At 69.1% G+C, this 24059-nt stretch carries 22 protein-coding genes and 1 riboswitch; of the genes, 11 read left to right on the top strand and 11 right to left on the bottom strand.

Annotated features, from left to right (window positions below):
• The first annotated feature begins 35 nt into the window (after window positions 1–35).
• Window positions 36–677: a DUF1345 domain-containing protein gene (locus tag MRBLWH10_RS10240; protein WP_341939775.1), complete on the top strand. Its 642-nt coding sequence runs from the start codon at window positions 36–38 to the stop codon at window positions 675–677.
• Window positions 678–818: 141 nt separating this feature from the next.
• Here the strand turns inward: MRBLWH10_RS10240 and MRBLWH10_RS10235 are convergent, their stop codons facing one another.
• The 3 genes from MRBLWH10_RS10235 to MRBLWH10_RS10225 form a co-directional block, all read right to left on the bottom strand.
• The gene (locus MRBLWH10_RS10235) at window positions 819–1115 is read right to left on the bottom strand and encodes a Fe-S cluster assembly protein HesB (RefSeq protein WP_341939774.1); all 297 of its coding nucleotides are present in this window, start codon (window positions 1113–1115) and stop codon (window positions 819–821) included.
• A 113-nt stretch (window positions 1116–1228) separates the two neighbouring features.
• On the bottom strand, window positions 1229–1723 hold the full coding sequence (locus tag MRBLWH10_RS10230; RefSeq protein WP_341939773.1) for a DUF6328 family protein: 495 nt from the start codon (window positions 1721–1723) through the stop codon (window positions 1229–1231).
• 33 nt (window positions 1724–1756) lie between these two features.
• Window positions 1757–2341 (bottom strand): 1-acyl-sn-glycerol-3-phosphate acyltransferase, encoded by a 585-nt coding sequence (locus tag MRBLWH10_RS10225; RefSeq protein ID WP_341939772.1) that lies wholly within the window; start codon window positions 2339–2341, stop codon window positions 1757–1759.
• A 142-nt stretch (window positions 2342–2483) separates the two neighbouring features.
• On the opposite strand from MRBLWH10_RS10225, the gene MRBLWH10_RS10220 reads away from it, so the two are divergent.
• The gene (locus MRBLWH10_RS10220) at window positions 2484–2639 is read left to right on the top strand and encodes a hypothetical protein (RefSeq protein WP_341939771.1); all 156 of its coding nucleotides are present in this window, start codon (window positions 2484–2486) and stop codon (window positions 2637–2639) included.
• Window positions 2640–2657: 18 nt separating this feature from the next.
• Here the strand turns inward: MRBLWH10_RS10220 and MRBLWH10_RS10215 are convergent, their stop codons facing one another.
• Window positions 2658–4136, bottom strand: coding sequence for a DHA2 family efflux MFS transporter permease subunit (locus MRBLWH10_RS10215; protein ID WP_341939770.1), 1479 nt, complete (start codon window positions 4134–4136; stop codon window positions 2658–2660).
• 158 nt (window positions 4137–4294) lie between these two features.
• On the opposite strand from MRBLWH10_RS10215, the gene MRBLWH10_RS10210 reads away from it, so the two are divergent.
• On the top strand, window positions 4295–6349 hold the full coding sequence (locus MRBLWH10_RS10210; protein WP_341939769.1) for an ABC transporter ATP-binding protein: 2055 nt from the start codon (window positions 4295–4297) through the stop codon (window positions 6347–6349).
• Window positions 6350–6355: 6 nt separating this feature from the next.
• On the opposite strand, the gene MRBLWH10_RS10205 is transcribed toward MRBLWH10_RS10210, so the two are convergent.
• The 7 genes from MRBLWH10_RS10205 to MRBLWH10_RS10175 all read right to left on the bottom strand — a co-directional run bounded on the left by MRBLWH10_RS10205 (window position 6356) and on the right by MRBLWH10_RS10175 (window position 13749).
• On the bottom strand, window positions 6356–7129 hold the full coding sequence (locus tag MRBLWH10_RS10205) for an SDR family oxidoreductase (protein WP_341939768.1): 774 nt from the start codon (window positions 7127–7129) through the stop codon (window positions 6356–6358).
• A 111-nt stretch (window positions 7130–7240) separates the two neighbouring features.
• Complete coding sequence (locus MRBLWH10_RS10200) at window positions 7241–8188, bottom strand: glycosyltransferase family A protein (protein ID WP_105672558.1); 948 nt, start codon at window positions 8186–8188, stop codon at window positions 7241–7243.
• 39 nt (window positions 8189–8227) lie between these two features.
• Complete coding sequence (locus tag MRBLWH10_RS10195) at window positions 8228–9358, bottom strand: cysteine desulfurase family protein (RefSeq protein WP_341939767.1); 1131 nt, start codon at window positions 9356–9358, stop codon at window positions 8228–8230.
• Window positions 9358–10209 carry a carboxylating nicotinate-nucleotide diphosphorylase gene (gene nadC, locus MRBLWH10_RS10190; RefSeq protein WP_341939766.1) on the bottom strand — a complete coding sequence of 284 codons (852 nt, stop codon included), beginning with the start codon at window positions 10207–10209 and terminating at the stop codon, window positions 9358–9360. Before nadC ends, MRBLWH10_RS10195 begins: the two co-directional genes overlap by 1 nt.
• Window positions 10209–11717: an L-aspartate oxidase gene (nadB, locus tag MRBLWH10_RS10185; RefSeq protein ID WP_341939765.1), complete on the bottom strand. Its 1509-nt coding sequence runs from the start codon at window positions 11715–11717 to the stop codon at window positions 10209–10211. Before nadB ends, nadC begins: the two co-directional genes overlap by 1 nt.
• A complete protein-coding gene (gene nadA / locus MRBLWH10_RS10180; RefSeq protein ID WP_341939764.1) occupies window positions 11714–13042 on the bottom strand; it encodes a quinolinate synthase NadA in 1329 nt (442 codons plus the stop codon). Before nadA ends, nadB begins: the two co-directional genes overlap by 4 nt.
• On the bottom strand, window positions 13039–13749 hold the full coding sequence (locus MRBLWH10_RS10175; RefSeq protein WP_341939763.1) for an NUDIX domain-containing protein: 711 nt from the start codon (window positions 13747–13749) through the stop codon (window positions 13039–13041). Before MRBLWH10_RS10175 ends, nadA begins: the two co-directional genes overlap by 4 nt.
• A gap of 243 nt (window positions 13750–13992) precedes the next feature.
• On the opposite strand from MRBLWH10_RS10175, the gene MRBLWH10_RS10170 reads away from it, so the two are divergent.
• From MRBLWH10_RS10170 to MRBLWH10_RS10135, 8 genes are all read left to right on the top strand, one after another.
• Window positions 13993–15333, top strand: coding sequence for an extracellular solute-binding protein (locus MRBLWH10_RS10170; protein ID WP_341939762.1), 1341 nt, complete (start codon window positions 13993–13995; stop codon window positions 15331–15333).
• A 65-nt stretch (window positions 15334–15398) separates the two neighbouring features.
• On the top strand, window positions 15399–16346 hold the full coding sequence (locus tag MRBLWH10_RS10165) for a sugar ABC transporter permease (RefSeq protein WP_341939761.1): 948 nt from the start codon (window positions 15399–15401) through the stop codon (window positions 16344–16346).
• A 131-nt stretch (window positions 16347–16477) separates the two neighbouring features.
• On the top strand, window positions 16478–17248 hold the full coding sequence (locus MRBLWH10_RS10160) for a carbohydrate ABC transporter permease (protein WP_341942585.1): 771 nt from the start codon (window positions 16478–16480) through the stop codon (window positions 17246–17248).
• Window positions 17249–17264: 16 nt separating this feature from the next.
• On the top strand, window positions 17265–17456 hold the full coding sequence (locus MRBLWH10_RS10155; RefSeq protein ID WP_341939760.1) for an LPXTG cell wall anchor domain-containing protein: 192 nt from the start codon (window positions 17265–17267) through the stop codon (window positions 17454–17456).
• Window positions 17457–17572: 116 nt separating this feature from the next.
• Window positions 17573–17667: riboswitch (glycine riboswitch) on the top strand.
• Between the two features lie 136 nt (window positions 17668–17803).
• Entirely contained in the window at window positions 17804–18910 is a 1107-nt protein-coding gene (gene gcvT / locus MRBLWH10_RS10150) for a glycine cleavage system aminomethyltransferase GcvT (RefSeq protein ID WP_341939759.1), read from the top strand.
• Window positions 18907–19284: a glycine cleavage system protein GcvH gene (gcvH, locus tag MRBLWH10_RS10145; protein WP_105672547.1), complete on the top strand. Its 378-nt coding sequence runs from the start codon at window positions 18907–18909 to the stop codon at window positions 19282–19284. The genes gcvT and gcvH overlap by 4 nt, the downstream gene beginning before the upstream one ends.
• A gap of 7 nt (window positions 19285–19291) precedes the next feature.
• The gene (gene gcvP / locus MRBLWH10_RS10140) at window positions 19292–22174 is read left to right on the top strand and encodes an aminomethyl-transferring glycine dehydrogenase (RefSeq protein WP_341939758.1); all 2883 of its coding nucleotides are present in this window, start codon (window positions 19292–19294) and stop codon (window positions 22172–22174) included.
• A 235-nt stretch (window positions 22175–22409) separates the two neighbouring features.
• Complete coding sequence (locus MRBLWH10_RS10135) at window positions 22410–24047, top strand: ABC transporter substrate-binding protein (RefSeq protein ID WP_341939757.1); 1638 nt, start codon at window positions 22410–22412, stop codon at window positions 24045–24047.
• Window positions 24048–24059 lie beyond the last annotated feature (12 nt).

The raw sequence follows: 24059 nt of genomic DNA, 5'->3' as shown, positions 1-24059 counted from the left end.
GACCCGCCATGCGGCTCGCCCGATAGCATCCAGGTATGGCCACACCCTCCGCGCGCGCATTCGTCCGTCTGCGGGCTCTCCTCTCGATCATCGGCGGACTCGCCGCAGGTATCGCCGTGGGGCCGTTGCTGGGGGTTGCTGCGGGCATCCTGACCGGATGGGGCGTCTTCGCGCTGACGAACGTGATCTGGGTGCTGCTGCTCATCTGGAGGATGGATGCCGCCGACACGAGGGCGCACGCGACGCTGGAGGCCCCCGGTCGCCGCGTGGCGCGACTGATCTCGATCCTCGGAAGCCTCGTCAGCCTGGGCTCCGTGCTCGTCGTGCTCGTGCAGGCGCAGAAGACCCCGGGCGTCGAGGAGTATCTGCTCGCGGGCATCGCCGTGCTCAGCGTCGCCGCATCCTGGGGGCTCATCCACACCGAGTACGTGCTGCGGTACGCCCGTATGTACTACTCCGAGCCGGTGGGAGGGATCGACTTCAACCAGGAGGAGGACCCGGAGTACACCGACTTCGTCTACTTCTCTGTCGGGCTGGGGATGACGTACCAGGTGTCCGACACGAACCTCACCCGCAACGAGTTCCGCCGGGTCGTGATCGCCCAGACCGTGCTCGGCTACCTCTTCGGCACCGTCATCCTCGCGTCGATCATCAACCTCGTCGTCGGACTCGGCTGATCCGGATCAGCCGTCCCGCGCCGCGTGTCGGACGCCGCTCCGGATCGACGTCGTGATCTGACCGGCACCGTTCCACCCGGCGCCGGACAGCACGGATGCCGCGACCTGGAGGCCGCGGCATCCGCTGTCCCGACCGCGAGGTCAGACGGTCTGGGGGAGCACCGTGAACGAGACGGATCCCGCCTCGTTTACTCCCGCATCGAGGATCTTGTCATCGAGCACCGCCGACGCGGGCTCGTCGATGAAGAGCCGCACACCGGACGCCTCGAGGACGTGATCGCTGGGCTCTGGATGCGCGGTGACCTGCACGGCCAGTCGTGCGCCGCCCGCCGTCTCGGGGGCGGTGGAGTGGATGCGGAGACCCGCATCGGCCGCGTCGCTCTGACGGCTGACCAGGGTCGTCACGATCGCGGTGGCGTTGTCGGTGAGGGTGAGCATGGGTGCTCTCCTTTCCGGTTGGGCATGCCGAGGTCACGACATGTCCGGGCCACGCTTCCTCACCCGACGGGATGCCGCAACCCTCGACCGCGGATTCGGAGGGTCCTCACACCTCAGCCCGCCCGACGAGCGGCGAGCATCCGCCACAGCCCCGCCCACAGCGCTCCGACGAGCACCACGGAGCAGACGAGGGTGAGCGCACCGGCCGACCTGCCGACGGTGAAGTCGACGATCAGCGTCGTCACGCCCGCGGTGAGGAGGCCGATCACGAAGAGGTCGAGAGTCACGATGCGCGCGGCGATCCGCACGAGCTCGGGCTTGCGCCTCCGGCCGAACAGGGCGCGATGCATGCCGACCGGGGTCAGCGAGAGCAGGGTCGCGACGGCGGCGAGGGCGACGAGCACGATGTACAGCACGTGCTGTGCGGCATCCATCTCGGTGAAGCGCTGCTGGAACGCGACGGCGAGCAGGAAGCCGGTGAGGATCTGCGTGCCGGTCTGCATGACCCGCAGCTCCTGCATCAGCTCGTCCCAGTTGCGATCGGCGCGCTCGTTGGGAGTCTCGTCGCGTCCGTCGGCGAGGTCGTCCACCTCGGGATCAGTGCTCATGACCCCAGTCTCGCGGGGCGCGCAGGGAGCCGTCTAGAGCGTCGTGGGCGCGGAGCCCTCTTCGCGCAGCCGTGGCTCGGTGCGGCGCTCGGGGCGCACACCTGCCTTGTCGGCGTAGAAGGCGCGGATGCGGTCCATGTCGGCGGCGACGTCTCCGGTGAGGTCGATCGTCGGGCCCAGCCCCGTGGTCATCGTCGTGCGGTCGACGAAGCCGAGCGTCACCGGCATCCCCGTCTGGACGGCGATGCGGTAGAAGCCGCTCTTCCAGTACTCGTTGCCGCCGCGGGTCCCGTCCGGGGTGACGACGAGCCCGAAGACGGCGCCGTCGTTGACCTGGCTCACCACGTCGTTCACGACCCTCGCAGGATCGGCCCGGTCGACGGGGATGCCGCCGATCCCACGCATGATCGGCCATCGCCAGCCGCGGAAGAGGCTCTTCTTACCCAGCCAGTGCACGTCGATGCCGAGGCGCCACGCGATGGCGAGCATCAGCACGAAGTCCCAATTGGAGGTGTGCGGAGCACCGATGAGCACGGTGGGCCGTGTCGGCGCCGGCTCCGAGGCGAGCGTCCAGCGGCTGAACACCCAGAAGAGGCGGGCGACGAATGACCTGAGCATCCCTCAACCGTAGGGGGTGAGCCCTGTCGATCCGCTGTCGGTCTCGTCGCCTCCTCGTCCCGGGCGCGTCGTGCGCTCCGATGCGGGGCGGAGGGGCGTCGAAGACGGAGCCATCCCCGCGCAGCAGGCGTACCATCGAAGGATGACGAAGACACAGGGGGACGGCGTCGGCGCGGATGCGTCTGAGACGCTCCACTCTCTTCTCGGTACCCTCAACCTGCTCGGCGACGACGCCGCGGGTTACTGCAGCGGCGGCGTCTGCCACTTCCCGGCGCCCCCTGTCGAGAAGGCCGAGTAGCGGCAGACGCCTCGCCGGTCAGTGTCCGGCGTGCTGCGGGGTGCTGCCGTCGTCTTCCGGCTTGCGGATGAAGAACGCGCCCACCACGGTGAGCGTGGCGATGACCGCGCCGATGAGGAATGCGACCTGCGACCCGGAGGCGACAGCCGCCGGGTCATCGGATCCGCCGTTCGCGTTCATGACCACGGTGTACACCGCGACCATGACCGCGATGCCCGCGGCGCCGGCGACCTGCTGCACGGTGCCGATCACGGCGCTCCCGTAGGAGTAGAACTTCGGCGTGAGCGAAGCGAGGGACGCCGTGAACAGCGGAGTGAACGACAGCGCGAGACCGATCGACAGCGTGATCTGCGAGAGCAGCACCACCCACACCGGGGTGGTCGTGCTGAGGGTCGTGTAGAACCACAGCGTCGCCGCGGCGAGGATCGCACCGGGGATCAGCAGGATCCGCGTGCCGCGCGCGTCGTAGATGCGGCCGATGATCGGTCCGAGCAGGCCCATCGCCAGGGCGCCGGGGAGGATGATGAGGCCGGCCTCGGTGGTCGGCAGCATGAGCGCCTTCTGCAGGTAGAGCGGGACGAGCGTGATGGTTCCGAAGAACGCCAGCGAGAGCAGGAACATCTGCGCCATGGACAGCGAGAAGCCGAGCGAGCGGAAGACGCGCAGATCGAGCAGCGCGTCGTCCTTGCGCTGCAGGATCACCTGACGCCACAGGAACGCACCCAGTGCGATGACGCCGACGACCAGGGCGATCACCAGCGGCGCCGGGTTGGCTCCGCCTTCGCCGAGGGCGCCGATCTGGCTGAGACCGTAGACGATGCCGCCGAAGCCGAAGGCCGACAGGATGATCGAGAGCACATCCAGCGGAGCGTTCGTCGTCTCGCCGACGTTGGTCAGCCAACGCCATCCGACGAACATCGCGACCAGAGCGATCGGCAGCACGACGACGAAGATCGAGCGCCAGCCGAAGTGGTCGAGAAGGAAGCCCGACATCGTCGGACCGATCGACGGAGCCAGCGAGATCACGATGCTCACGCGGCCCATCATGCGGCCGCGCGACTCGTTCGGCACGAGGTTCATCATCGTGGTCATGAGCAGCGGCATCATCATCGCGGTGCCGCCCGCCTGCACCACACGGGCGACCAGCAGCATCTCGAACCCCAGCGCGAACGCGGCGAGCAGGGTGCCGGCGGAGAACAGCGCGAGGGCGGCCAGGAACACCTGACGGGTCGTGAAGCGCTGCAGCAGGAAACCGGTCGTCGGGATGACGACGGCCATCGTCAGCATGAAGGCGCTGGTGACCCACTGTGCGGCGATCGGGGTGATCCCGAGGTCGTCGATGAGATGCGGGATCGCCATGCCCATCGTGGTCTCGTTGAGGATCGTGACGAACGCGGCCGTCAGCAGGACCCAGATCACGCGCATGTCCCTGCGCGGGATCAGGCCTGTCGAGGGGGCCGGGGTCGTCGAGATGGAGCCGGTATCGACGGCAGACATGGGCGGCCTCCATAAGGCATCGAGGAAGGGGGGATGCGTGCGAGTGCACGAGAGTCACTCAGCGTAACGGCTGCCTCGGACATTTCATTCCGAACTCACAGGAATCCGCCCTCAGCGGATGCGGAGCCGGTGTCGGCGGGGCTGGGTACGCTGGCGTGATGAGCATGGGCATGGGCGGCGGTCCGCGCGGCGGATTCCACGGGGTCGACGCGGCGGCGCAGCGGCGCATCAACGCCGCCGCTCCGCGCATCGACGGGCTCGGCTCGCGGGTGATCGCCCTCTTCCACCCCTACCTCTGGCGCATCGGCTTCACGGCCTCGCTCGTGATCATCGGCGCCGCCATCGCCGTCGTCCCTCCGCTCCTCGTGCAGCGGATCTTCGACGACGCGCTGTTCCCGGTGTCCGGCGGCGGACCGCAGCTCGATCTGCTGCTGTGGCTCGTGCTCGCGACGATCGGGCTGTTCCTGCTGTCGGCGGTGCTCGGCGTCGCGCAGACGTGGCTGACGTCGACCGTCGGCAACAGCGTGACCGGCGATCTGCGGGTGAAGCTGTTCGAGCACCTGCAGGCTATGGAGCTCGGGTTCTTCACGCGTACCAAGACGGGCGTGATCCAGTCGCGGCTGCAGAACGACGTCGGCGGCGTCTCCGGAGTGCTGACGAACACCGTCACCAGCATCCTCGGCAACACGGTGACGGTCGTGGCGTCCCTCGTCGCCATGATCCTCATCGACTGGCGGCTGACGCTCATCGCCGTCGTGATGATGCCGTTCCTCATCCTGGTCCAGCGCCGCGTCGGCCAGCTGCGGGCGCGCATCGCGGGCGAGACGCAGGAGTCGCTGTCGGAGCTCACCTCGATCACGCAGGAGACGCTGAGCGTCTCGGGGATCCTCCTCTCCAAGTCCTTCAACAGGCAGCGCACCGAGTCCGCCCGCTATCAGGCCGAGAACCGCAACCAGGTGATGCTGCAGGTGCGACGGGCGATGAGCGGTCAGGGCTTCTTCGCGGTCGTGCAGGTGCTGATGTCATCCGTCCCGGCGATCATCTACCTCGTCTCGGGCTATCTGATCGCCGGGGGCACCGGTGCGATCACCGCCGGAACGGTCGTGGCGTTCACCACAGTGCAGGCGCGCCTGCTGATGCCGCTGATGGGGCTCATGCGGGTCTCCCTCGATCTGCAGACCTCGTCCGCACTCTTCGCGCGCATCTTCGAGTACCTCGACCTCGTGCCCGAGATCCAGGATGCTCCGGGGGCGATCACGGTCGCCGAGGCCCCAGGGCCTCGGGGCCGGATCGAGTTCGCCGACGTCGTCTTCCGGTATCCGGATGCCGCCCCCGATGCGCGTCCGACGCTTCAGGGCGTGTCCTTCGTCGCCGAGCCGGGAAAGCACGTCGCCTTCGTCGGCCCGTCCGGTGCGGGCAAGACCACGATCCTGTACCTCGCACCGCGGCTGTATGAGGCGCACGGCGGCGCCGTGCTGTTCGCCGGAGCCGATGTCCGAACCCTGACGCAGGAGTCGATCATCGACCAGGTGGGCATCGTCTCGCAGGAGACGTACCTCTTCCACGCGACGATCCGCGAGAACCTGCTCTACGCGAAGCCGGACGCCACGGAGGACCAACTCGTCGCGGCGTGCACAGCGGCCAACATCCACCACATCATCTCCGGCTTCGAGAACGGCTACGACACGATCGTCGGCGAGCGCGGGTACCGGCTCTCCGGCGGCGAGAAGCAGCGCATCGCCATCGCCAGGGTGCTGCTGAAGGATCCGCCGGTGCTCCTGCTTGACGAGGCGACCTCGGCGCTCGACACGGTGTCGGAGCGCGTCGTGCAGGAGGCTCTGGACGAAGCGGCCAAGGGCCGCACAACGCTCACGATCGCCCACCGGCTGTCGACGGTGATGGGGGCCGACGTCATCCACGTGCTCGAGGCGGGGCGCATCGTGGAGTCCGGCACCCACGCAGAGCTGCTCGCCCAAGGCGGGCTGTACGCAGAGCTCGCTGCGCAGCAGGTCGCTGCCTCGCTGGTGCTCGACACCGAGACGGAGGTCGAGCAGTCCGTCACCGGAGGGCTCGCCGCCGCGTTCGCCGATCGTCGTGCAGACAGGGCGCCTGCGGATTCGGCGGGCGAGGATGCCGTCGCCGCGCTCACCTCTCCGGTCCCGCTCCTCGACGCGAGGATCGCCGAGGAGCGGGTGTATCCGAACGAGGCGTAGCGGCGCTCAGTGCACCGAGAGACCGCCGTCGACGAACAGCGAGTGCCCGGTGACATAGGCCGAACCCGCGCCGGCGAGGAAGACCGCCGCCGCCGCGAAGTCGGAGGGGAGGCCGTTGCGGCCGATCATGGTCCGGGATGCGAGGGCGGCGATCTGCACGGGGTCCTCCTGCAGCCGCGCGTTGAGGGGCGTGAGCACGAAACCGGGCACGAGGGTGTTGCTGGTGACCCCGGTCCCGCCCCACGCCTCCGCCTCCGAGCGCATGAGCGACTCGACAGCCCCCTTGGAGACACCGTAGATGCCGCTGCCGACGAAGGCGCGATGTGCCTGCTGCGAGCTGATGTGGATGAGTCGTCCGTAGCCGCGCTCGGCCATGCCGACCCCGTAGCGCTGGCCGAGCAGGAACGGAGCGAGGGCGTTCACGGTCATGGTCGCGTCCCAGTCGTCCTCGGTGATGTCGGCGAAGGCCGGACGGATATTGATCCCCGCGGAGTTCACGAGGATGTCCGGTTCGCCGAAGGGCTCGGCGGCAGCCTCGGCGACCGCGCGGATGCCGGCGCGAGTGCTCAGATCGCCGACCACGCCGGCGGCGCGGCCGCCGACGTCGGTGAGCTCGCGCACGGTCTGCTCGACGCGGTCGGCCCCGCGGGCCACGATGACGGTCGCGGCACCCGCTCCAGCGAGCGCGGTGGCGATGCCCCGGCCGATGCCGGAGCTGCCGCCGGTGACGATGGCGGTGCGGCCGTCGAGCCCGAAGAGGGAGTCGAGATAGGTGTTCATGTGTCTCCTGATGTGGGAAGACGCGGATCGTTCAGCGGCTGGGCGGCGTGTCCACGGCGTGACACGCCGTACGAGGAGTGACGGTCTGCGGCTTCCCGAGGTGGACCGGCGTCACCAGGCGAGCGCGGCGACGAGGTCGGGGTCGGGGTGGGCGTCTGCGAACTCGGGCAGTGACCGCAGTTCGGCGATGAACGCCGAGACCGCCGCAGCGTATGCGGGGTCCGGATGGGTGCCGGCGATCTCCTGGAGCGGCGGCACGTCCATGGTGAGGATGAGCTCGAGTCTAGCCGTGACCGCGGCGTGGGCCCCGGCATCGCGCAGAACCCGGATGCCCCCGCGCAGCGCGGTGAGGTAATCGAGCAGGACGGGCAGCTGCGCCTTTCCCTGCGTGATCGAGGTGCCGTCGGCGCGGAGCCGCCAGCGCACGACGGTGTCGGGGATCACGTCGAAGGCACGGGCGCGCGTGTACATCTGCTGCGCGACGATCTGGTCCTCGTAGGCGACGCCCTCGGGGAAGCGCAGATCGGCCCAGAACGCGGCGCGGCTCACCTTCGACCAGGCGACGATGTTCGCGGACGCCCGCGGGTGCTCGACGATCGTCGTGCCGAGGCGTGCGGGGTCGGTCGCTGCGGCGACCCACGGCTGCACGCGCCCGGCGACGTAGCGCTCGCCGTCGAAGCGCGAGCGCACGTAGGCAGCGGCCGCGAAGTCGCTCCCCGTCTCCGCGAGGGTGCCGGTGAGTCGCGCGAGGGCGGTGGGGGCGAGTTCGTCGTCACCGTCGAGGAACCCGAGATACTCGGTGTCGACGAGGGACAGCCCGACGTTCCGTGCGGCGCCGAGGCCGATAGAGGCCTCATGCCGGAGCATCCGGAATCGCGGGTCGGAGGAGGCGGCATCCGCGAAGATCGCCGCGGTCTCGTCGGTCGATCCGTCGTCGATCAGGATCGCTCGCCACCGTGATTCCGTCTGCGCACGCAGGGAGTCGAGAGCGGCCGGAGCGAACGCGGCGATGTCGCGCCCGGGGACGATCACGGTCACGAGCGGAGCGGATGCAGTCACCAGCCGAGTCTATGGCGAGCGGATGGGGGCGGAGGCGGCTCAGCGACCGGTGACGGAGCGCACGGACTCCGCGACGAGAGCCGCGAGCTGCCCTGCGGCCTCGTCGGGGAGAGCCTCGCGCCCGAACGTGAAGCGCACCGAGGTCTGCGCGACCTCGGGCGGGATGCCGCAGGCCAGCAGCACATGCGAGGGTTCGTCGCTTCCGGCGGCGCAGGCCGAACCGCTCGAGGACACGACTCCGCGGCGCTCCAGCTCCAGCAGCACCGCCTCGCCGCTGACCCCGGCGAAGGTGAAGCTCGCGGTGCCGGGAAGCCGGTGCACCGGGTCGCCGGTCAGAGCGGCCTGCGGAGCGGACGCGAGCACGCCGGCGATGAAGCGCCGTGTGAATGCGCCGACTCCGGCCGCGACCTCGGTGCGCTCCGCGTCGGCGAGTTCCAGGGCAGTCGCCAGAGCCACCGCGCTCGCGACGTTCTCGGTGCCGGAGCGGCGCCCGCGCTCCTGTCCGCCGCCGTGCAGCAGCGGCTCCAGCGGGATCCGTCCGCGCACGGCCAGCGCTCCGATGCCCTTCGGGGCGCCGAGCTTGTGGCCGGCGATCGCGATGGAGCCCGCACCGAGACCGTCGAGCGGCAGCCACCCGGCGGACTGCACGGCGTCGACGTGCAGCGCGGCACCGGCCTGGTCGACCACGGCCGCGATCGCGACGACGTCCTGCACCGTGCCGATCTCGTTGTTCGCGTGGCCGAGCGCGACCAGCGCGGTGTCGTCGCGGAGCACGGCGGCGACGGCATCCGGCGTGATCCGCCCTGCCGAGTCGACGGCAGGCGAGGACACCTCGACGCCGTGGAAGCGGCGCAGGTAGTCGGCCGACTCGAGGATCGATTCGTGCTCGATGGGGGAGACGACCAGATGCCTCCGCGGGGAGGCGAGCACGATCCCCTTGACCGCGAGGTTGTTTGCCTCGGTGCCGCCGCTGGTGAAGACGACGTCTCCCGTGCGCATCCCGAGCACCCGCGCCACACGTCGGCGGGCGTCGTCGAGCGCGCTCGCCGCGGCCTCGCCGACCGTGTGGTGACTCGAGGGATTGCCGAAGACCCCGGTCAGGTACGGGCGCATCGCCTCGAGCACTTCCGGTCGCACCGGCGAGGTGGCGGCGTGATCCAGGTACAGCATCAGTCGATCCTGACGTCCAGTCCGAGGTCGAGGGCGCGGGCGGAGTGCGTCAGGGCGCCGACGGAGATCACGTCGACGCCGGTGGCCGCGATGGCCGCGACGGTGTCGAGGCTGACACCGCCGGAGGCCTCGACCTGTGCGCGATCGCCGATGAGCGAGACGCCCGCCCGCAGATCGTCCAGCGAGAAGTTGTCCAGCAGCACGGTGTGGGCGCCGCCGTCGAGCACGGCCGGGATCTGATCGAGCCGGTCGACCTCGACCACGATGTGCGTCGTGTGGGGGAGGTGCGCGAAGGCGTCGCGAAGCCTCCCGGCGAGGTCGCCGCCGGCGCGCTGCAGCACGGCGAGGTGGTTGTCCTTCGCCATCACGGCGTCCGACAGGGAGAACCGGTGGTTGCGGCCGCCGCCGGAGATCACGGCGTGCCGCTCGAACGCGCGGAGTCCCGGTGTCGTCTTGCGCGTGTCGGCGATGCGGACGCCGGTTCCCTCCACGGCGCGGACGTATGCCGCCGTGAGAGTCGCGATGCCGCTCATGCGCTGGGTGAAGTTCAGTGCGATGCGCTCGGCGGTGAGGATGCTCCGCGCGGATCCCGTGACCGAGGCGAGGACATCTCCGGGGCGGAACTCGTCGCCGTCGCCGACGTGCACGTCGACGACGAGGGACGGGTCGGTGAGGGCGAACGCGGCGGTGAAGACCTCGCCGCCGCTGAACACCCCGTTCTCGCGCGCGACGAGGTCGGCGGTCGCCGTCGCGTCGGCTGGCAGCAGGGTCGTGCTGGTGAGGTCGCCCCAGGGGGCGTCCTCGTCGAGGGCGGCGGCGACAACGCGGGTGACGGTGGCTGCGGTGAGCATCAGACTCTCTCCAGACGAGGGGCTTCGAGGTAGTGGGCGCCGACGCTCGCGGTGCGGTTCCGTGCGGCGGAGGCGGTCTCGGCGGCGAGGAGGAGGAGATTCGCGTCTTCGTGCTCGGCGGCGGTGGCGGGGGCGACGGCATCCGCCTGCCAGGCCAGGATGACGTCGATGGCGCGCGCGAGCCCGTCCTCTGTGCGGAGGAGGCCCACGTCGTCCCACATGAGCCGCTGGAGCGCCGCGCGGGTGAAGCTCTCGTGACCGCACCGGTGGCGAACCTGGTCGCTGCGGTCGCGAACCTGGTCGGCGAGGCGCGGGGATGCCGACCGGTTCCGCGACCGGAACGGCGGGTGCGGGTCCGAGAGCGCCGTGGCTGCCCTGGCCCCGAAGACGGCGCCCTCCAGCAGCGAGTTGCTCGCGAGGCGGTTGGCGCCGTGCACGCCGGTGCGTGCGATCTCGCCGACGGCGACGAGTCCGGGAAGGGTCGTGCGGCCGTCGAGATCCGTGACGACGCCGCCCATCAGGTAGTGGGCGGCCGGGGTCACGGGGATCGGCTCTCGGGCCCAGTCGAATCCGCGCTCGCGGGTCACCCGGTCGATGGTGGGGAAGCGCTCCGCCAGCCGTGCCGCGCCCAGCATGGTCGCGTCCAGCCGGACCGGGGAACCCTGCGCCGCCGCCTGCCTGGCGATCGCGCGGGACACCACGTCGCGGGGGGCGAGCTCGCCGTCGGGGTGGGTGTCGAACACGAAACGGCGGCCCTCGTCGTCGATCAGGGTCGCGCCCTCACCGCGCACGGCCTCGGAGACGAGGAACGCGGGCTCCGACACGAGGATCGTCGGGTGGAACTGCACGAACTCCAGATCGGCGACCGCGGCGCCGGCCCGGAGCGCCGCGGCGATCCCGTCGCCGGTGGTTCCGAGCGGATTCGTCGTGTGCACGTAGAGGTGCCCGGCTCCTCCGGTCGCGAGGATGACGGCATCCGCCTCGCGCTCCACCAGACGTCCGTCGACGAGAGTGCGGATGCCGCGCACCGATCCGTCGCGCGTCAGGAGGTCGACGAGGAAGGCATGCTCCGTGACGTCGATGCTCGTGCGCCGCACCGCGGCGACCAGTGCCAGGGAGATCGCGGCGCCCGTGGCGTCTCCGCCCGCGTGAACGATGCGCGCATGGCTGTGCGCGGCCTCCCGTCCGAGCAGGAGCCGCCCGTCGGGTGCCCGGTCGAACGCGACGCCGCGCGCGATCAGCTCGGCGATGCGCGCGGCCGCGTCGTCGACGAGCACGTCGACGGCGGCGGCGTCCGACAGCCCCGCGCCGGCGGCCATCGTGTCGGCGGCGTGCCGAGCGGCCGAATCCCCTGGTCCGTAGACGCCCGCGACCCCGCCCTGCGCGAACCCGGTGCAGCCGTCGCCGAGCGCGCCCTTGGTCACGAGCGAGACCCGATGCCCGGCCTCGTGCGCGTGCAGCACCGCGGTGAGCCCTGCGATGCCTGAGCCGACGACGATGACGTTCATCTCGCGCCCGCCGTGACCGGGGGCTTCGCCGCGAGCATCCGTTCGAGCGCCACACGGGCGGGAGCCGCCACGTCGTCAGACACCGTGATCCGGTTGGGCGTGCGTCCGGCGACGAGCTCCTCCAGCACCCAGGCCAGGTAGCCGGGGTGGATGCGGTACATCGTCGAGCACGGGCACACGACAGGGTCGAGGCAGAAGATCTCGTGCTGCGGGTACTGGGCCGCCAAGCGCCGCACCAGGTTGATCTCGGTGCCGACGGCGAAGGTCGTGGGCTCGGTCGCCGCCTCGATCGCCTTGCGGATGTAGTCGGTGGAACCGGCCTCGTCGGCGGCGTCGACGACCTCCATCGGGCACTCGGGGTGCACGATCACGCGCACTCCGGGGTGCTCGGCGCGGGCCTGGTCGATCTGCGCGACGGTGAACCGTCGGTGCACGGAGCAGAACCCGTGCCACAGGATGACCTGCGCATCGGCCAGCTCGTCGGCGGTCGAGCCGCCGAGCGCCCTGCGCGGATTCCACATCGGCATCCGATCCAGCGGAACGCCCATCGCCTTGGCGGTGTTGCGGCCCAGGTGCTGATCGGGGAAGAACAGCACGCGCCTCCCGCGCTCGAACGCCCACTCCAGCACGGTCGCGGCGTTCGACGAGGTGCACACGATGCCGCCGTGACGGCCGACGAAGCCCTTGATCGCCGCAGAGGAGTTCATGTACGTGACGGGGATCACCGGGACGCGCCCGTCGTCGTCGACCGCGTCCATGTCGCCGTAGATATCGGCGAGCTGCTCCCAGCAGTCCTCGACCTGGTCGATGTCGGCCATGTCGGCCATGGAGCACCCGGCGGCGAGATTCGGCAGGATGACGGCCTGGTCCGGTGTGGAGAGCAGGTCGGCGGTCTCGGCCATGAAGTGCACGCCGCAGAAGACGATCGCCTCGGCATCCGTCCGGCCCTTCGCGGCCGTGGCGAGCTGGAAGGAGTCGCCCACGTAGTCGGCGTGGCGCACGACCTCCTCGCGCTGGTAGAAGTGGCCGAGCACGACGACCCGGTCTCCCAGTGTCTCCTTCGCGGCGCGGATGCGGGCGTCGAGCTGGTCTTCGTCCGCTTCGCGATACTCGACCGGCAGCTCACCCTGCCGGGGCGCGCCGGTGGGGATCACGTCGCCCATCGAGGAGCCGGGGCCGTAGCCGGGACGGGTGTCGAAGTCCCAGGGGCCGGCCGCGAGATCGGTGCTGCAGGTGGCGTCTGTCGACGCCCCGCTCACGATCTCCTGGAGCTGGTGGTCGACCGACGGGTCGAGGCGGGTGACGGGGATGAAGGTGATGCTCATCGGATGCTCGTTTCCTCGGGGCCGAGCGGGCCGCGATCGGCCAGCGCGACATCGGTGTTGTAGCGGTAGAGACGTGCGGGGCGGTGGCTTCCGGTGCGGAAGCGGTCGGTGGGGAGCAGGTTGCCTGAGGCCTCGACCTGGCGACGGAAGTTCGCCGGGTCGAGGGACTTGCCGAGGATCGCCTCGTACGCCTCGCGCAGATCGGCGAGGGTGAACTCGGCGGGGAGGAATCCGTGGGCGACGCGGCTGTAGCCGACCTTGTTGCGGAGTCGCCAGAGCGCGTACTCGATGATCTTGGCGTGGTCGAAAGCCAACTCGGGCAGAGCGTCGATCTCGAACCAGCGCACGTTCTCGGGGGCGAGACCCGAGGCGCGGTGGGCGGCGATCTGTGCATCGACGTCGTCCTGTCGCAGCAGCGCCCAGTACACCAGGGAGACGACCCTGGTGGGGGAGCGGTCGACCGCTCCGAACGCGTAGAGCTGCTCGAGGTAGCTCGGAGAGAGGCCCGTCGTCTCGGCGAGTGTACGGGCGGATGCATCGACGGGAGACTCCGCTGCCGTGAGCCATCCGCCGGGGAGCGCCCACTGGTCCGCGAAGGGCTCGCGCGTCCGCAACACGAGCGGAAGGGCGAGCACGGCGGCGCCCGACTCCGCGCGCCGCAACGTGAGGATGACGGTCGAGACCGCCACGCGGATGCTTTGAGTCATAGTTACCTTAACCTCCGCTGTCGATCTTAGTGTCCTTTCGACCTTTAGGGGGGAATCATGACGGATCCGAAGGTCGAGGCCGAAACGTTACCTCCGGTCGGCGCCGAGGGTTGTCACCCCGGGCGGGGTTTGTTAGGTTGCTGTCCTAACAAACCTTTCGCGGTTTGTTCAATGGACCTCACCCGGGGTTCGACTCCATCCGGAGATCCCTCCTGCAGTGCAGCACCGAGAGGAAACACCAGAATGATCCGAAATGGGAAGCGCAGACTCGCGCTCACCGCTCTCGCGGGGGCCTCGGCTCTCGCCCTCACCCTGACCGGCTGCGCCGGCGGGGGAGACACGCCCTCCGGCGATGCTCCCGCCGGCTTCGATGCCGAGGGAGCCAAAGGCCAGGACATCACGTTCTGGGTCATGGGCGGTGACACGCCGGACGAGGCGCGCGAGTACCTCGTCGACCAGTACAAGCAGGCGACAGGCGGCACGCTGAAGATCCAGCAGCAGGACTGGACCGACGCCCTCACGAAGCTGACGAACCAGCTCCCCGACGAGAAGAACACCCCCGACGTCACCGAGATCGGCAACACGTGGTCGCCGACCTTCACCACGGCGGGCGCCTTCTCCGACCTGAGCCCGATCTACGAGGACCTCGGCGGCGACAAGCTGCTCCACTCCTTCGTCGAGGTCGGCGAGGTCGACGGCAAGCAGTACGCGCTGCCCTACTACTTCGGCTCGCGCTACGTCACCTACCGCAAGGACATCTGGCAGGCCGCGGGTCTCGAGGTCCCCACCACGCTCGAGGAGTTCAACGCCGACGTCGCGAAGCTCAAGACGCCTGGCCAGTCCGGGTTCTACATCGGCGGTCAGGACTGGCGCAACGGCGTGTCGTGGGTGTTCGCGAACGGCGGCGAGCTGGCGAAGAAGGACGGCGACAAGTGGGTCTCGACCCTCTCCGACGCGAAGACGATCACCGGACTGGAGCAGTTCCAGACCCTGTTCGAGGACGCCTCGAACGCGCCGGCGACCGAGGACGACTCGACCCCGTGGGTCAACATCAACAACGACAAGGACGGCGCGGCGCCCTCTGCCGCGACCATCATCGCTCCGGGATGGGCGCACTGGTCGATCGGCGACTACGTCGGCGACGATGACAAGGGCAAAGAGAAGCGCGAGTGGAACGACGAGATCTTCGGCGTCTTCCCGCTGCCCGGCACGACGGCGGGTGAGCCCGCTCCCGTGTTCGCGGGCGGTTCCAACATCGCCATCTCGGCGAAGAGCACGAAGCAGGCCGGCGCCAAGGAGCTGCTGCGCATCATCTTCTCCGACGACTACCAGAAGCTGCTGGCCAAGAACGGCCTCGGCCCGGCCAACACCGACTTCGTCGGCGACCTCGGCGACGACCAGTTCGCGAAGGCTCTGGTCGACTCCGCGCTGAACTCGAAGCTCACCCCGGCAGCGCCCGGCTGGGCGGCTGTCGAGGGGCAGAAGATCCTCGAGGAGTTCTTCGGCAAGATCGCCGAGGGCGGCGACGTGAAGGCCTTGGCGAAGGAGTACGACGCCAAGATCGATGCGATCATCAACGGCTGACGCCTGCGGCGGGGCTGGACTCCGGTCCAGCCCCGCCGCATTCTGATCCTCGGATTCGTGATCTCATGACCCTCACCGCACCTTCTCCGTCGACGGCATCCGTCGACGTCCCTCCGGCGCGCCGTCGGAACTGGGCCCCCTACGTCCTGATCCTCGGCGCGTCGCTCGTCCTCCTCCTCGGCATGGGCTATCCCGTCGTCTGGCAGATCATCACCTCGTTCCAGAAGTACGGCGCGCTCCAGCAGCTGGGGGGCAAGGCTCCGGACTTCGTCTGGTTCGCCAACTACATCTCCATCGCGCAGAACGCCACGTTCTGGGAGGTGACGCTGCGCTCGGTCCTCTTCTGCATCGTCACCGCGGCGATCACCGTGGTCGTGGGCGTCCTCATGGCGCTCCTCATGACGAAGGTGCCCGCCGTCGTCCGCTTCATCCTGCAGATCGCGCTCCTGCTGGCCTGGGCGATGCCCGTGATCGCGGCGATGACCGTGTGGATCTGGCTGTTCGACCGGCGCCGCGGCGTCGTCAACTACCTGCTGAACCTCATCCCCGGGGTCGACGTCGGACAGTTCAACTGGATCGGCACGACTCCGGCGCTGTTCTTCACGGTCGCCGGGATCATCATCATCTGGATGTCCGTCCCGTTCGTCGCCTTCTCGGCCTACGCCGGTCTGACCCAGGTCAGCGGAGAGGTGCTCGAGGCGAGCCAGCTCGACGGCGCCGGCGCGTGGCAGCGGTTCCGCTACGTGATGTTCCCCGTGCTCAAGCCCGTCATCGCGATCGTGCTGTTGCTGAACCTGATCTGGGACCTGCGGGTGTTCGCGCAGATCACCCTCCTGCAGGATGCCGGGCCGAAGTCCACCGACTACGACCTGCTCGGCACCTACATCTACAAGACCGGCGTGGCCGGATTCGACTACGGCGCGGGGGCTGCGATGTCGATCTTCGTGCTCGCGATCACGATCGCGCTGAGCTGGTTCTACGTGCGCAGCCTCATCAAGGAGGAGACATCATGATGACAGCGGTCGCAGAGCGACGCGCCGAATCGGGCGTCGCCGTCTCGCCGTCTCGGGTGGCCGTGCGCAGGCGCCGGCGGTTCCGACCGGGCGTGTGGCTGCTCAGCATCCTCGCCCTCGTGCTCGCCGTGATGTGGGCGTTCCCGGTGTACTGGATGGTGAACTCCTCCATGCTGTCCTCGGTGACGCTGGAGGCGGCGACGCCGACCTTCTTCCCCATCGGGGGGAATCTGACGAACTTCGAGCGGGTGCTCACCCCCTCCTTCTTCGCCGCCCTCGGAGTGAGCGTCGGTGTGACGCTGCTCTCGGTCGCGGTCTGTCTCGTGTTCGCGTTCCTCGCGTCCATCGCGATCAGCCGGTTCCGGTTCCGGGGCAGGGTGAGCTTCATCGTCACGATCCTGCTCATCCAGATGCTCCCCGCCGAGGGGCTGTTCATCGCGCAGTACAAGATGATGTCCGCGATGGGGCTGCTGAGCAACGTCTTCGGGCTCAGCATCCTGTACGTCGCGGCCGTCGTGCCGTTCACGATCTGGATGCTGAGAGGGTTCGTCGTCGGCGTGCCGGCAGAGCTCGAGGAGGCGGCCATGATCGACGGGCTGAGCCGCACTCAGGCGTTCATGCGGATCACGCTTCCGCTGCTGGCGCCGGGGCTGGTCGCGTCCGGGGTCTTCGCCTTCCTGCAGTGCTGGAACGAGTTCACGGTGGCGCTCGTGATCATGGAGAACAACCGCACGCTCCCGCTGTGGTTGCGGGGCTTCGTGCAGCAGAGTGCGACGCAGGCGATCGACTGGGGCCAGGTGATGGCGGCGTCGGCGATCGTGGCGATCCCGGTGATCATCTTCTTCGTGATCGTGCAGGGGCGGATGACGAGCGGTCTCGTCGCCGGAGCCGTCAAGGGCTGAGCTCGGAGCGGTGGCGGTGGTCGGATCCGACTGCCGCCACCGTGCGGCATGCCGTGAACTCCTGTTCACCGGGGAGTCGGGGGATTCGCGTCCTGACGGCGACGAGTATGCCGGAGCGACCGTGCCCGTCATCGCGATGTCGGCCGGAGCCGCCCTGCTCGCGCTCGGCGGAGTGCTCCTCGCGCGTCGTCGGCGCAGCCTGAGCTGACGGCATCCGCTCCCGTCGCACTCCTCCTCGCCCGGACCACCCCGCGCGACGCAAAGTGCGACGGGAGCGGACCCCTCGGAGCCGCTAGACTGAACCCACAACCGAACACAGGCCGTATGACCCACGCGGGAGAGCCCCGGCGAACGCAGCCGGGCACCGAAGGAGCAAGCCTCCCCGCCAATCTCTCAGGTACGCGTACCGCGCGGGTCCGGCCACTCTGAAAAGCGATCTCGCGATCCGCCGACGGTGAAAGCCCCCACGGGTGAAGCTCTCAGGCCCATGACAGAGGGGGAGTTCCGAGGAACGGCGATGCCGCCGTTCCGCCCGTTCCAGCCCGGGAGAACTCCATGTCCGACCCCCGCTACACACCGCTCCGCGAGCGCCACGAGGCGCTCGGGGCATCGTTCACCGACTTCGGCGGCTGGCAGATGCCGGTGCGCTACACGTCCGATCTGGCCGAGCACCACGCCGTTCGCGAGGCCGCCGGGATCTTCGACATCTCGCACATGGCCGAGTTCACGATCGTCGGCGCCGGTGCGGCCGAGTACCTCGACTACGCGCTGGCCGGACGTCTCTCGGCGCTCGCGATCGGCAAGGCGAAGTACTCGCTGCTGCTCGCCGAGACCGGCGGCATCATCGACGACGTCATCGTCTACCGGCTGGGCGAGGACGACTTCCTCATCATCTCCAACGCCGGCAACCGCGACGCCGTGCGTGCGGCGCTGCGGGAGCGGGTCGCCGGACACGAGGTCGTCGTCGAGGACGTCTCCGACGCCTATGCGCTCATCGCCGTGCAGGGACCTGCCGCCGAGAGCATCCTCGCCGCGACCGAGGGCATCGACGACGTCTCCGTGCCCTGGGCGGAGCAGAAGTACTACGCCTGGGCGAGCGCCACCTTCAACGGCGCGGCCATCCTCCTCGCTCGCACCGGCTACACCGGTGAGGACGGCTTCGAACTTCTCGTCGCAGGCCCCGACGCCACCGCTCTGTGGGACGCGGTGCTCGCCGCCGGCGCCCCGCACGGGCTCGTCCCCGCAGGTCTCGCGGCCCGCGACACGCTGCGTCTCGAGGCGGGCATGCCGCTCTACGGGCATGAGCTCACCCTCGACACCAAGCCGGCCCAGGCGGGTCTCGGCCGCGTGGTCGTCACCGCCAAGGAGCGCTTCGTCGGCAAGGACGGCGTGGATGCCGCAGCAGGCGCCCCCGTGCTCGTCGGCCTGACCGCCGAGGGCAAGCGCGCGGGCCGTGCCGGATACGCCGTCGTCGCCGAGGACGGATCGCCGCTCGGCGAGATCACCAGCGGCGCCCTCAGCCCGACGCTCGGCCACCCGATCGCGATGGCTTTCGTCGCTCCTTCTTCCGCGGAAGAAGGAACAGCAGTATTCCTGGATGTGCGGGGGACCAGGATCCCCGCGACCGTGACCGCCCTGCCTTTCTACCGGAGGACCAAATGACCGATCTCACCGCACTCAAGTACAGCGAAGAGCACGAGTGGGTCGCCCTCGACGGCTCCGTGGCGACCGTCGGCATCACCGACTTCGCCGCTGACGCCCTCGGCGACATCGTGTTCGTGGAGCTCCCGGCCGTCGGCACGACGTTCGCCCGCGGCGCCGTGTTCGGCGAAGCGGAGTCGACGAAGTCCGTCTCCGAGCTCTACGCACCCGTCGCCGGCACGATCACGGAGATCAACCAGGCCGTCGTCGACGACCCGGCACTGCTGAACTCCTCGCCCTTCGAGGACGCATGGCTCGTCAAGGTCGAGGTCGCCGACGGCGCGCTCGACGGACTGCTCGACCGCGACGCCTACGTCGCGCACACGGAGGGCTGATCGACCAGTGGTCTCCTTCGCCGATCGTCACATCGGAACCCCGGCATCCGCTCAGCGAATCATGCTCGATGCGCTGGGCGTCGAGTCCGCGCTCGATGACGGGAGCCCCGTCGAGGCGCTGATGCGCCAGGCCGTCCCCGCATCGATCTTCACTCCTGCGCGCGGCGAGAGCGTGATCCCGCGCGCCGCGAGCGAGACCGAGGCTCTCGCCGAGCTGCGTGCTCTCGCATCGCGAAACACGGTGAACCGGCCGATGATCGGCCTCGGGTACTACGGCACGATCACGCCCAGCGTGATCCAGCGCAACGTGCTCGAGAACCCCTCGTGGTACACGGCGTACACGCCGTACCAGCCCGAGATCTCCCAGGGGCGCCTCGAGGCGCTCATCAACTTCCAGACGATGGTCTCCGAGCTCACCGGCCTCACCACCGCCAACGCATCGATGCTCGACGAGTCGACGGCCGTGGTCGAGGGCATGCTGCTCGCCCGTCGCGCCTCGAAGTCGGGGTCGAACGTCTTCGTCGTCGACGCCGACGCCTTCCCGCAGACCCAGTCGCTGCTGAAGACGAGGGCGGATGCCGTCGGCATCGAGCTCGTGACCGTCGACCTCGCCGCGGGGGAGGAGCTGCCGGCCGAGCTGTTCGGCGTGTTCGTGCAGTACCCCGCCGCCTCCGGTCGCGTGTGGGACCCGAGCGCCGTGATCGACGCCGCGCATCTCGCCGGCGGTCTGGCCGTCGTCGCCGCCGACCTGCTCGCCCTCACGCTCATCGCCTCGCCGGGCTCGCTCGGCGCCGATGTCGCGGTCGGCACGACGCAGCGCTTCGGAGTGCCGATGGGCTTCGGCGGACCGCACGCCGGCTACATGGCGGTGCGCGCAGGCCTCGAGCGTCAGCTGCCGGGTCGCCTCGTCGGCGTGTCGGTGGATGCCGACGGCAGGCCGGCCTACCGCCTGTCGCTGCAGACCCGTGAGCAGCACATCCGCCGTGAGAAGGCCACGAGCAACATCTGCACCGCGCAGGTGCTCCTCGCCGTGATGGCGTCGATGTACGCCGTCTACCACGGCCCCGACGGGCTGCGCGCGATCGCCGCCGACGTCGCCCGCAAGGCGGACGCGCTCGCGACGTGGCTGATCGAGCTCGGTCTCGATCTCGAACACGAGGCGTTCTTCGACACGCTCCGGGTCCGCGTCCCCGGGCGCGCGGCGGAGATCGCGGCACTCGCGCACGAGTCGGGCTACCTCGTGCACGAGGTCGACGGCGACACCGTCGGCGTCTCGGTCGACGAGACGACGACGTTCACCGATCTCGATCGGGTCGCGGGATTCTTCGCGGCGGGGAGCGGCCGGTCCTTCGGCTACATCGCCGCGTCCGATCACGGCCGCCTCCCCGAGGGTCAGCTCCGCAGGGACGAGTACCTCACGCACCCGGTGTTCCACGCGCACCGCAGTGAGACGGCCATGATGCGGTACCTCAAGAGCCTCGCCGACCGCGACTACGCGCTCGACCGCGGCATGATCCCGCTCGGTTCGTGCACGATGAAGCTCAACGCGGCCACGGAGATGGCCGCCATCACGTGGCCCGAGTTCGCCGGCATCCATCCCTTCGCGCCGCTGTCCGACGTCGGGGGCTACCTCGACCTCATCACACAGCTCGAGGGCTGGCTGGCCGAGGTCACCGGCTACGACGCGGTGTCGCTGCAGCCCAACGCGGGGTCTCAGGGCGAGCTCGCCGGACTCCTCGCGATCCGCGGCTACCACCTCGCCAACGGCGATGACCAGCGCACCGTGTGCCTCATCCCGTCGTCCGCGCACGGCACGAACGCGGCATCCGCCGTGCTCGCCGGCATGAAGGTCGTCGTCGTCGCATGCGATGAACTGGGCAACGTCGACCTCGCCGACCTGCGCGCAAAGATCGCCGCGCACGCCGCGGAGCTCTCGGCGCTGATGATCACGTATCCGTCGACGCACGGCGTGTACGAGCAGGACGTGGTGGAGATCACCTCGGCTGTGCACGAGGCCGGCGGCCAGGTGTACGTCGACGGCGCCAACCTGAACGCTCTGCTCGGCTACGCGCGGTTCGGCGATCTCGGCGGAGACGTCTCGCACCTCAACCTGCACAAGACGTTCGCGATCCCGCACGGCGGCGGCGGCCCCGGCGTCGGACCCGTCGCGGCCAAGGCGCACCTCGCTCCGTTCCTGCCGTCGCACCCGCTCGCGCAGCGCGCTGAGCACGCGGGCGGCTTCGTGTTCGAGGGCGGTCCGGTGTCGGGCGCTCCCTACGGATCGGCCGGTGTCCTGCCGATCTCCTGGGCGTACGTGCGCATGATGGGCTCCGCCGGTCTCCGCGATGCGACCGCCGCGGCCGTGCTGTCGGCGAACTACATCGCCGCGCGCCTCGGCGAGCACTACCCGGTGCTCTACACGGGGGAGAACGGCCGGGTCGCACACGAGTGCATCCTCGACCTGCGCCCCCTCAAGGAGGCCACGGGCATCAGCGTCGACGACGTCGCCAAGCGGCTCATCGACTACGGCTTCCACGCGCCGACCATGTCGTTCCCCGTCGCGGGCACCCTCATGGTCGAGCCGACGGAGTCGGAGGACCTGGGCGAGATCGAGCGCTTCATCGAGGCGATGATCATGATCAAGGCCGAGGCGGATGCCGTGGCCGCCGGGCGCTGGCCCGCCGACGACAACCCGCTCGTGCACGCGCCGCACACCGCGGTGTCGCTCATCTCGGGGGAGTGGACCCACGCGTACACCCGAGAGGAGGCCGCGTACCCGGTTCACGCGCTCGTGGCCGGCAAGTACTGGCCGCCGGTGCGCCGCATCGACCAGGCGTACGGAGACCGCAACCTCGTGTGCGCCTGCCCGCCGGTGGAGGCCTTCGCCTGACCCGCATCGTCTGACGCCGAACGGCGCCGTGCCTGACCCGCGAGGGGAGCACGGCGCCGTTCTGCTGTGTCCCGCGGTGTCGTCATGTGACGGGGATGTATCCAGATGATCGCAAGTCAGTAACGGTTCATTCACTTGGTGCGACCGGATGCCGCTCACCGGGTTACGCTCAGGTATCCCTGCGCGCTCGATGACGCGTGCGCAGCCTGGTAAATCGTCCACAGGAGGACATAAAGTGAAGCGCAACAAGATCGCCCTTGCGGGCGCCGCGCTGCTCGCCATCGGTGCCCTGGCCCTTGCGGGCTGCGCCAGCGGTGGAGGCAGCAACTCCGGAGAGGGCAGCACGGGCGGCAAGACCGATCCCGATGCCATCATCACGGCGAACGGTTCCGAGCCTGAGAACCCGCTGATCCCGACCAACACGAACGAGGTCGGCGGCGGCAAGATCCTGGACGAGATCTTCGCAGGTCTGATCTACTACGACGCCGACGGCAAGCCTGTCAACGACATGGCCGAGAAGATCACCACCGAGGACCCGCAGCACCTCACCGTCAAGCTCAAGGAGGGCCAGACCTTCACCGACGGCGAAGAGGTCACGGCTGACAACTTCATCAAGGCGTGGAACGAAGGCGCGAAGGCGTCGAACAAGCACCTGTCGAGCTACTTCTTCGAGGACATCGAGGGGTTCAGCTGGGATGAGGACAGCGAGCTCACCGGTCTCAAGCAGGTCGACGACTACACCTTCACCATCGCGCTGAACAAGCCGGCCTCCGACTTCGCGCTGCGTCTCGGATACTCGGCCTTCTACCCGCTTCCGGACGTCGCTTTCGAGGACATGGCCGCATTCGGGGAGAACCCCGTCGGCAACGGACCGTACAAGCTCGACGGAGACGGCGCGTGGCAGCACGACGTCAAGATCGACCTGGTTCGCAACGATGACTACAAGGGCGGGCGCAAGCCGGCCAACGGTGGACTCACCATCACCTTCTACGCCACGCAGGAGGCTGCGTACGCCGACCTCCAGGGCGACAAGGTAGACGTCATCGACGCCATCCCGGCGATCTCCCTGCCGACGTTCCAGGACGACCTGGGCGATCGCGCTGTGAACCAGCCGTCCGCCGTCTTCCAGTCGTTCACGATCGGTCAGTTCCTGCCGCACTTCTCCGGCGAAGAGGGCATCCTCCGTCGTCAGGCGATCTCGATGGCGATCGACCGCGACCAGATCACGGACAAGATCTTCTCGGGCACCCGTACCCCGGCCAAGGACTTCACGTCCCCGGTCATCGCGGGCTGGTCCGACTCGGTCCCCGGCAACGAGGTCCTCTCCTACGACCCCAAGAAGGCGAAGGAGCTGTGGGCAGAGGCCGACAAGATCTCGCCGTGGGACGGCACGTTCCAGATCGCGTACAACTCTGACGGCGGCCACCAGGAGTGGGTCGACGCGGTGACCAACCAGATCAAGAACAACCTCGGCATCGAGGCTTCCGGGGCGCCGTACCCGACGTTCGCGGTGATCCGCGAGCAGGTCAACAACCGCTCCATCAAGACCGCCGCCCGTTCGGGTTGGCAGGCCGACTACCCCGGTCTGTACAACTTCCTCGGCCCGCTCTACGCGACGAACGCCGGGTCCAACGACGGCGACTACTCGAACCCGAAGTTCGACGAACTGCTCGCATCCGGTATCAGCAACCCTGATGCGGACGAGCAGCTCAAGGACTTCACCAAGGCGCAGGAGATCCTCTTCAACGACCTCCCCGCGATCCCTCTGTGGTACTCCAACGTGACCGGTGGTTACAGCAAGAACGTCGACAACGTCACGTTCGGCTGGAACTCCGTGCCGCTGTACTACCAGATCACGAAGGCTGCCGAGTAAGTCGGACAGAAC

Source organism: Microbacterium sp. LWH10-1.2 (genome assembly GCF_038397765.1).
Lineage (GTDB): Bacteria > Actinomycetota > Actinomycetes > Actinomycetales > Microbacteriaceae > Microbacterium > Microbacterium natoriense.
Note: the sequence above shows the minus strand (reverse complement) of the source record. Positions and strands in the feature narration are given on the sequence as shown.

Coding starts and splice junctions, on each gene's coding strand:
- MRBLWH10_RS10165 (WP_341939761.1), top strand. CDS start 15,399: ATGACCCTCACCGCACCTTCTCCGTCGACGGCATCCGTCGACGTCCCT.
- MRBLWH10_RS10230 (WP_341939773.1), bottom strand. CDS start 1,723: ATGAGCACTGATCCCGAGGTGGACGACCTCGCCGACGGACGCGACGAG.
- MRBLWH10_RS10240 (WP_341939775.1), top strand. CDS start 36: ATGGCCACACCCTCCGCGCGCGCATTCGTCCGTCTGCGGGCTCTCCTC.
- gcvH (WP_105672547.1), top strand. CDS start 18,907: ATGACCGATCTCACCGCACTCAAGTACAGCGAAGAGCACGAGTGGGTC.
- MRBLWH10_RS10170 (WP_341939762.1), top strand. CDS start 13,993: ATGATCCGAAATGGGAAGCGCAGACTCGCGCTCACCGCTCTCGCGGGG.
- MRBLWH10_RS10220 (WP_341939771.1), top strand. CDS start 2,484: ATGACGAAGACACAGGGGGACGGCGTCGGCGCGGATGCGTCTGAGACG.
- MRBLWH10_RS10225 (WP_341939772.1), bottom strand. CDS start 2,341: ATGCTCAGGTCATTCGTCGCCCGCCTCTTCTGGGTGTTCAGCCGCTGG.
- nadA (WP_341939764.1), bottom strand. CDS start 13,042: ATGAGCATCACCTTCATCCCCGTCACCCGCCTCGACCCGTCGGTCGAC.
- MRBLWH10_RS10195 (WP_341939767.1), bottom strand. CDS start 9,358: ATGCTGTACCTGGATCACGCCGCCACCTCGCCGGTGCGACCGGAAGTG.
- MRBLWH10_RS10215 (WP_341939770.1), bottom strand. CDS start 4,136: ATGTCTGCCGTCGATACCGGCTCCATCTCGACGACCCCGGCCCCCTCG.
- MRBLWH10_RS10160 (WP_341942585.1), top strand. CDS start 16,478: ATGTGGGCGTTCCCGGTGTACTGGATGGTGAACTCCTCCATGCTGTCC.
- MRBLWH10_RS10210 (WP_341939769.1), top strand. CDS start 4,295: ATGAGCATGGGCATGGGCGGCGGTCCGCGCGGCGGATTCCACGGGGTC.
- MRBLWH10_RS10175 (WP_341939763.1), bottom strand. CDS start 13,749: ATGACTCAAAGCATCCGCGTGGCGGTCTCGACCGTCATCCTCACGTTG.
- MRBLWH10_RS10235 (WP_341939774.1), bottom strand. CDS start 1,115: ATGCTCACCCTCACCGACAACGCCACCGCGATCGTGACGACCCTGGTC.
- nadC (WP_341939766.1), bottom strand. CDS start 10,209: ATGCTCACCGCAGCCACCGTCACCCGCGTTGTCGCCGCCGCCCTCGAC.
- gcvT (WP_341939759.1), top strand. CDS start 17,804: ATGTCCGACCCCCGCTACACACCGCTCCGCGAGCGCCACGAGGCGCTC.
- MRBLWH10_RS10205 (WP_341939768.1), bottom strand. CDS start 7,129: ATGAACACCTATCTCGACTCCCTCTTCGGGCTCGACGGCCGCACCGCC.
- nadB (WP_341939765.1), bottom strand. CDS start 11,717: ATGAACGTCATCGTCGTCGGCTCAGGCATCGCAGGGCTCACCGCGGTG.